Annotated in this window: 3 protein-coding genes and 1 pseudogene; all 4 read left to right on the top strand. The window is 62.7% G+C overall.

What is annotated here, in order from left to right:
• A pseudogene (locus AB4Z25_RS28990) lies at window positions 1–179 on the top strand (efflux transporter outer membrane subunit); the annotation flags it as partial.
• 535 nt (window positions 180–714) lie between these two features.
• Window positions 715–2037, top strand: coding sequence for a polysaccharide biosynthesis/export family protein (locus AB4Z25_RS28985; RefSeq protein ID WP_112538981.1), 1323 nt, complete (start codon window positions 715–717; stop codon window positions 2035–2037).
• Between the two features lie 18 nt (window positions 2038–2055).
• Window positions 2056–5268: a glycosyltransferase gene (locus AB4Z25_RS28980; RefSeq protein ID WP_442210493.1), complete on the top strand. Its 3213-nt coding sequence runs from the start codon at window positions 2056–2058 to the stop codon at window positions 5266–5268.
• 3 nt (window positions 5269–5271) lie between these two features.
• The gene (locus AB4Z25_RS28975) at window positions 5272–6528 is read left to right on the top strand and encodes a glycosyltransferase family 4 protein (RefSeq protein ID WP_112538980.1); all 1257 of its coding nucleotides are present in this window, start codon (window positions 5272–5274) and stop codon (window positions 6526–6528) included.
• Window positions 6529–6557: the final 29 nt, after the last annotated feature.

Here is a 6557-nt window from a genome sequence, read left to right as displayed (position 1 = left end):
TTCTCGATGCCCAGCGCAACGTCTCGACGGCCCAGGCAAGCCTTGCCGCCGCCGTCCAGCAGATGGCCAAGGACTACGTCTCGCTCAACGTCGCCGTCGGCGGCGGCTATGCGCCCGATGGCGCAAAGCCGAGTGCCGTCGCGAAGGTGGAAACAATCGCTCCGCCAAAGGGAAGCTGAACCGCGGCAAGCGTGCAACAGAAGGCGCTAAAATGCGGATCATCTTGCCGAAAACCGGCTATTTTGCCCCGGTTTAAGCCCTTAACCCAAAGGGATTAGTTGATTTCGACCATCGATATGGCATCCTGACCTCGGGATTGGGGAAAGTAGCGAGTAGAACCTATTCCAAATGCGGCAGCTAATACTCGCGGACTATAGAGCCGCGACCTGGCTCCTTGCGGAAGGGCTCGCTTCGGAACACGGAGCGAGCCCGGTTTCGTTGATATCCAGGGATCTTGCGCGGCGGGCGCGGTTTGGGCCCGCTTCGTGATGCTGTCCGCCTCTCCTTTTTCACGCTAATCCGAATGAAGCATTCCGGGCCCCGCCGCGCGGACGCTTCGGTGCGTCCCATTCGCGCGAGCTACCCCAGCGGCCAAAAGAACTAGCTGCGCCTACCGCCTCCAGGGGATTTCGCTCGCGGGCGTTTCGCCTGATCATCCGTGCCAGTATGCCCGGCGGCCCTCCGCCAGGACGATGCGAACCATGAGGCTGTCAGATGACCATTGGCGCAAAAGGACGCGGACGCTTCTCCGCGAAGGTTGCGGGCGCCGCCCTACTCTTGCTTGCAGCCGCCCCGTCAGGCGTTCTGGCTGATGAGAGCGGCTACCAGGTCCGTCCCGAAACCAAGCTGAAGGTCACCGTGGTCGAATGGGTGGCCTCGACCGGCGACTACAAGGAATGGACCGCGCTCAACGGCGAATTCACCGTCACGCCGGCCGGCAACATCTTCATCCCGATGATCGGCCAGATGAATGTCGAGGACAAGACCGTCGATGAGATCTCGCAGCTGATCGGCGCCAATCTGAAGCGCATCACCGGACTGGCGACCGCGCCGACCGCCTCTGTCGAGGTGGTCAAATACCCGATGATCTATGTCAGCGGTGCCGTCGAACGCTCCGGCGAGTTCGAATTCCGCCCCGGACTGACCGTCAAGCAGGCAATGGCCATGGCCGGCGGCAAGGAACGCCGCAGCAGCCCGCAGGGCGAATATTCCGACGCCGAACAGATCCGCTATGCTGGCGATCTCGGCCGCCTCGAACTGCAGCTCAAGCAATATATGGCAAAGCGCGCCCGCCTGATGGCCGAATTTTCCGGCAAGGATGCGATCGAATTTCCGCCCGAGATCGCTGCGGGAAGCCAGGATCCAATCATCAGCCAGATCATCCAGAGCGAGACCGCCCTGTTCAAGGCCCGTGCCGATGCGCTGAGCCGCGCGCTGCAATCGGCAACCGAGCTCGAAACCCTGCTGACCAGCGAAATCAGCGTCCTCGACGAGAAGATGTCGACACAGGACCGGCAGGTCACCATCGCCCAGGACGAGTTGAGCGACATTTCCAAGCTCGTCGACACCAAGATTCTGACCACCTCGCGCAAGACTGCGCTCGAGCGCACTGTCGCTGAAATGCAGGGTAGCAAGCTCGACCTCGTCGTCGCCTCGATGCAGGCCAAGCAGAAGCTCAGCGAAACCAAGCGAGACGCCGAAACCCTGAAGAGCCAGCGCACCACCGAAGCCGGCCAGGAGCTGCAGACCACTGAGTCCGACATCGAGGATACCAAGCTGAAGCGGGCAACCACGCTCCAGCTCTTGCAGATCGCCGGTGCAACGGTGTCCCGCTACCAGAGCCTCAAGGCTGTCGACCTGCAGCCGCTGGAATTTTGGGTGACGCGCACCGCAAGCGACATTCCGACGACGAGCGAAGTTCAGGACACCGAGGAGCTGCAACCCGGTGACGTTCTCGATGTTCGCTACAACGTATCCACCAGCTTCCAGGGAACGGTCATTTCCGCCCTGGAACCTGAACAAAAACAAACGCCCTAGGGAGCTGCGAGGATAGACATGGTCATTCAGGAGATCGGCAAAATCGTTCCCGGCAATCATCACGCTTTCGATGAGACGCAGCGCGAATACATATCCTTCCGTGACATCTGGGCGTTCCTGAAGCGCCACGCCGCGCATCTGGCAATCTGCACGGCACTCGGCGTGTCGGTCGGCGGGCTCTATATCTTCAGCACCGAGCCGATCTTCTCGGCAACGACCCGCCTGGTCATGGACCCCGAACAGGGCCGCATCGCCTCGCAGGACGCCTTCACCGGCACCATCATCATCGAAGCCGCCGAAATCGCCAGCCAGGTGGAAATCGTCAAGTCGGAATCGATCGCCCGCGACGTCATCGCCAAGCTGAAGCTCGATCACGACCCTGAAATCATCGGCGGCGAATCCTGGCGCGGCATGATAACGGGCGCCATCAAGAGCATCATCCCGGGCATGCACAAGCCGGAAACCGCACCGCAATCCCCAACCGAGACGGCCGAGGAAGCACTGATGCGCCGCACGATGGCGTCTTTCCTCTCCCGCGTCACGGTGACCCGCGTCGGCCAGTCCTATATTCTCGAAATCGGCTACAGCTCCACCGATCCGGAAAAGGCGGCCCGCGTCGCGAATGCCATTGCCGACGCCTATATCCGCTCCGGCCTTGCCGAGCGCGCCGCCGCCGCGCAGAGCGGCGCCAAGTGGCTCGAAAGCCGATTGATCGAAGTTGGCCGAAAAGCCCGCGAAACGGCGATGCAGGCGGAAGAATTCCGCGCCAAGAACGGCATCATGGAGATCAACGCTACCTCCTCGCTCGACCAGCAGCAGCTCTCCGAAATCAGCACCCAGGAACTCAGCGCCCGTACCCAGACGGCGGCTGAAGCCGCAAAATACGACGCGCTTGCCCGCCTGAAGAACGGTGGAGAGCCCGATGCAACGGTGCAGGAAGCCGTCAACAATCCGCGCATCCAGAAGCTTCAGGAGGACCTGAGCGTCGCCGTGTCGAAGCTCAACAATCTGACCGGCCGTTACGACGCAGGCAATCCAGCCGTCGTTGCAGCACAGGACGACGTCGCCGGACTGAAGAAGGCGATCGACGACGAATATACCCGCATCCAGTCGCTCTATGCCACCAATCTGGAAGTCGCCAAGAACCGCGAACAGCTGCTCAAGACGCAGCTGGAATCGCTGACCGCCGCCGGTACCGACAAGAACCTTGCGCGCGTCGAACTGACCGAGATGGAAAGTCAGGCCACCACCTACCGCCGGATCTATGAAACCATCCTGCAGCAGGTGACCGGCGCCATCCAGCGTCAGTCCTTCCCGATCGGCAACGCCCGTATCGTCACGGCGGCCACCGCTCCGCTTTCCAAGAACTGGCCGAAACCCAGCCTCATCATTCCGCTGACCGCCATGCTCGGCCTTGCCGGTGGTCTCGGCATGGCACTTTTCAACGACGGTTACCGCCGCCGCCTCAATGTCCTCGGGCGGCTGCGCAGCGAGCTCGGCATCAATTCGCTCGGGACCATCCCGTTGATCGGCCGCGAAGGCAATCTTGCCGCCAGCGTCTCGCCCGTCAGCATCGACGTCGCCTACCGGCGGGTTCTCGATGCACCCTATTCACGCTTCACGGAATCCTTGCGCAGCATACGCGGCGCCATCGACGCCGCATTCCGCTCCAACAATTCGACTGTGATCGGCATCACCTCGATCACGCCTGGCGCCGGAAAGACGACGCTCAGCGTCAATCTGGCTCAAGTCTACCAGCATGAAGGCAGCAATGTCGTTCTCGTCGACGCCGACTTCATCAACGCACGCCTGAGCGCAGTCGCCGCCGACTCCGGTCCGGCCTTCGGCCTGAAGCTGCTCGGCTCCGATCACGCCGCCCGCAAGAACAACCAGCGTCCGAACGATCTCGAGCCGGTGGTGGATAGCGAGGGCGCGCTCGCGACCGTTACCGTACCCGACATCATGCGCTCGGCAGGCCCGCACCAGCGCTTCGGCCACCTGATGGCACTGCGCCAGGAAATCGAGGCGTTGCGCCGCAAGTTCAAGATCGTCATCGTCGATATGTCGCCCTTCGAAGGCTCGGCTGATACGCGCCAGATCTGCAGCTTCATGGACGGCGTGCTGCTGGTCCTCGACAATGGCAGCGACGTGACCAACGACCGTATCCAGAACGCCCTCAGCGAATTCAGCAGCGGCCGCATCAATCTTCTCGGCGTCGTCACGACACAGATCAGCGCCGCAAAGCCGAAAGTATCGGGCGGCCGCCACAAGCTCCTGAAACCAACCGGCCCCACCCGGACCGCCTCGGTACCGGCAATCATCAACCGCGCTACGGCAGCGCCGCTGAACATGGTGGTGGGGATCGCCAGCTCCGGGCGCCGCGACATCCTCTCGGCCATCCTGCCGCAGATCTCGAAGCAGACGCGCCAACCCGACGAGGTCATCGTCTGCGTCACCTCGACCACCGATATCGACCAGGTGTCGCTCTCCTCGCTCGCCTGCCCCGTCCGCATCATCATTTCCGAGCGCGGCCTCTGCAGACAGCGCAACGAGATCGTCGCCAATGCCGGAAACGCCGGTGTGGTGCTCTTCCTCGACGACGACTTCATCATGGTGCCAAACTACATCGAACGGCTGGAAACCATCTTCCAGACCCATCCGGATGTCGCGATGTGCACTGGCCGGGTATTGGCCGATGGCATCATCGGCCCCGGCATCTCAGTCCACGACGGGTTGAAGCTGGTCAGCGACCGCGCCCGGCAATCGTCGAACCTGCCGATGACCATCAGCCCGATCTACAACGCATACGGCTGCAACATGGCAATCCGCATGTCGGCGGTGAAGGCCGGCGATATCCGCTTCGACGAAAACCTGCCGGCCTATGGCTGGCTCGAGGACGTCGATTTCAGCCGCCGCATCGCCGAATATGGCAGCATCGTCTCCGCCGACAGCCTCGAAGGCGTCCATCTCGGCGTCAAGGTCGCCCGCACGGCGGGGCTGAAGCTCGGCTACTCGCAGATCGCCAACCCGATCTATCTGATGCGCAAGCAAACGATGGGCACGCGTTACGGCACAGTCCAGATCGGCCGCAACGTCGCGGCGAACGTCGCCAAATGCCTGCGCCCGGAACCCTGGGTCGATCGCCGCGGCCGGCTGAAGGGCAACATGCTTGCGATGCTCGACCTTTTCCGCGGCCGGTTGACCCCGCGCCGGATCGAAAGTCTGGAATAGCGGATGCGGCACCGTCAGCCCGATCGCGTCGTGATCATCAATGACCGTTCCGAACGGGTCGGCGGCGCGTCCAATCTGGCGGTCCTCTCCGCCGAATTGATCCGTGACCGGGGCATCCCGGTCACCTACTTCGCCGGCGACGGCGTCGAGCACGGCATCGCTTCGGCCGAGATGGTCGGCGTCGGCGGCATGCCGCTCGTCAACCAGCACAAGCTGGCGGCAACCATCGGCGGTCTTTACAATCAGGCTGCCTACGACAGCCTACGCGGCGTAATCGCCCGTACGGATTCACCCGGCACGATCTATCACGTCCACGGCTGGTCGAAGATCCTCTCGCCGTCGATCTTCCGGGCGCTCTGGCGCGTCCGCTCGCGGGTGGTACTGCATGCCCACGACTATTTCCTCTCCTGCCCGAACGGCGGCTATGCCAACTATCAGAGCCACCGCGTCTGCAACCTGACGCCGATGTCCGCGCGCTGCCTGACGACGCAATGCGACAAACGCGGCTATCACGAGAAAGTCTGGCGCTCGACCCGCCATCTCATCCGCCAGCACTTCTTCCCGACGCGCTACGTTCCGGCCAATATCGTCATCGTGCACCAGCACATGCATGAATATTTCACCCGGGCCGGCATCAACGCTGAATTCATCCGCACCATCCGCAACCCGGTGGAGCCCTTCCTGCACCTGCCGCCCAGTCCGGCGGAGACGAAGAAATTCTTCTTCATCGGCAGGCTGGAGCCGGAAAAGGGCTTCGAGGATGCGGCGCGCGCAGCGCGTCTCGCCAATGTCCCGCTGCATGTCATCGGCGATGGCGCCGGCCGCGCGGTGCTCGAACGCGATTACCCCGAAGCCGTCCTGCACGGCTGGAAGAGCAAGGAAGAGATCGCGGGCCTCGTCACCGACGCGCGCTGCATCGTCATCTCCTCGCGCGTGCCGGAACCCTTCGGGCTTGCCGCGGTCGAGGCGGTCGCCAGCGGCATCCCCGTGATCATTCCGCAGGCCGCACTGCTCGCCCGCGAGATCGCCGATCTCGGCTGCGGATTGACCTTCGAAAACGGCAATATCGAAACCCTGGCCGCCGCCATGCGGCGGATTGCCGATGATGACGCCCTCATTCGCACCATGAGTGCAAACTGCCTGCGCCAGCGCTCCGGCATGGCACATACCTCCCTCTCCTGGGCCGAAGCCCTGTTCGAACTCTACGATGAGATCCTCGAACGGGCACATGCTGGCCAAGAAGCTGCACTTGCAGGGTAATCCCGCATCGCAAGGCAACGATTGGACGC

Origin of the sequence: Rhizobium sp. RAF36, assembly GCF_052114105.1 — a bacterium.
Taxonomy (GTDB): domain Bacteria; phylum Pseudomonadota; class Alphaproteobacteria; order Rhizobiales; family Rhizobiaceae; genus Rhizobium.
This window is presented reverse-complemented; position numbering and strand designations above follow the sequence as displayed.